Source organism: Vibrio sp. 10N.222.47.A9, assembly GCF_963872585.1.
GTDB lineage: Bacteria > Pseudomonadota > Gammaproteobacteria > Enterobacterales > Vibrionaceae > Vibrio > Vibrio splendidus.
This window is the reverse complement of sequence record NZ_CAWNBB010000085.1, coordinates 1-1,028: the sequence shown is the minus strand read 5'-3', so window position 1 is coordinate 1,028 and position 1,028 is coordinate 1. Positions and strand designations below refer to the sequence as shown.

Below are 1,028 nucleotides of genomic sequence, written 5' to 3'. Positions count from 1 at the left end.
TTGAGATGAGTTTTCCCTGGCACTATAAGTGTCCTAAAGGGTTGTCGTAGACTACGACGTTGATAGGCAGGGTGTGTAAGTGCTGCGAGGCATTGAGCTAACCTGTACTAATTGCCCGTGAGGCTTAACCATACAACACCCAAGGGGTTTTGTGGACTCAATAGAAATACCAAACGCTTGAATGAGTTTGAAGAGAAATACTTTTAAAGCTCTATTAAATAGAGAAGCAGCTTTCCGAATTTTAAAATTTGCTTGGCGACCATAGCATTGTGGACCCACCTGATTCCATGCCGAACTCAGAAGTGAAACACAATAGCGCCGATGGTAGTGTGGGGTTTCCCCATGTGAGAGTAGGACATCGCCAGGCTTTAAATTTATTTTCACTTTTAAAAAGTGAAGACAAAAAGTTTTCAGAATCGTCTTTAAACGATTCCTGAATTGCTGATATAGCTCAGCCCGGTAGAGCGCACCCTTGGTAAGGGTGAGGTCCCCAGTTCGAGTCTGGGTATCAGCACCATTATTTAGTTGATTTGATTCATCAAGTTGACAACAGAATTTGTTTGACGACCATAGCATTGTGGACCCACCTGATTCCATGCCGAACTCAGAAGTGAAACACAATAGCGCCGATGGTAGTGTGGGGCTTCCCCATGTAAGAGTAGGACATCGTCAGGCTTAAATTGCATTATGCTGAATAGACACTGCGGAGTGGTAGTTCAGTTGGTTAGAATACCGGCCTGTCACGCCGGGGGTCGCGGGTTCGAGTCCCGTCCACTCCGCCACTTATTTAGAAGCCCTGCTAGAAATAGCAGGGCTTTTTTACATCTAAATTATAGTGTTTCGCCCCTCCATCTAATGACTTCCACATAAGATTTCCCGTACCCCATAACTCCTAGCCAACGCGTCCCTATTATTCCGTCATTTATCAGAAATCCCAATCCTACGACTAGAATCACATCATTTCTGATTCCAATTGTGGTTTGACACAAGAAAGACTTCAAACTTTAAACTAATACCAATTCCATTAA

The 1,028-nt window shown here is 43.9% G+C and carries 2 tRNA genes and 3 rRNA genes; all 5 read left to right on the top strand.

The features are described 5' to 3' along the window. A 23S ribosomal RNA gene (locus AACT19_RS23285) occupies window positions 1-132 on the top strand; the annotation flags it as partial. A 119-nt stretch (window positions 133-251) separates the two neighbouring features. Next, window positions 252-367 (top strand): 5S ribosomal RNA (rrf, locus tag AACT19_RS23280). A 73-nt stretch (window positions 368-440) separates the two neighbouring features. After that, window positions 441-517, top strand: a tRNA-Thr gene (locus tag AACT19_RS23275). Window positions 518-559: 42 nt separating this feature from the next. Continuing rightward, window positions 560-675: ribosomal RNA gene (gene rrf, locus AACT19_RS23270) — 5S ribosomal RNA — on the top strand. A 30-nt stretch (window positions 676-705) separates the two neighbouring features. Beyond that, a tRNA-Asp gene (locus tag AACT19_RS23265) sits at window positions 706-782 on the top strand. The last annotated feature ends 246 nt before the right edge of the window (window positions 783-1,028 follow it).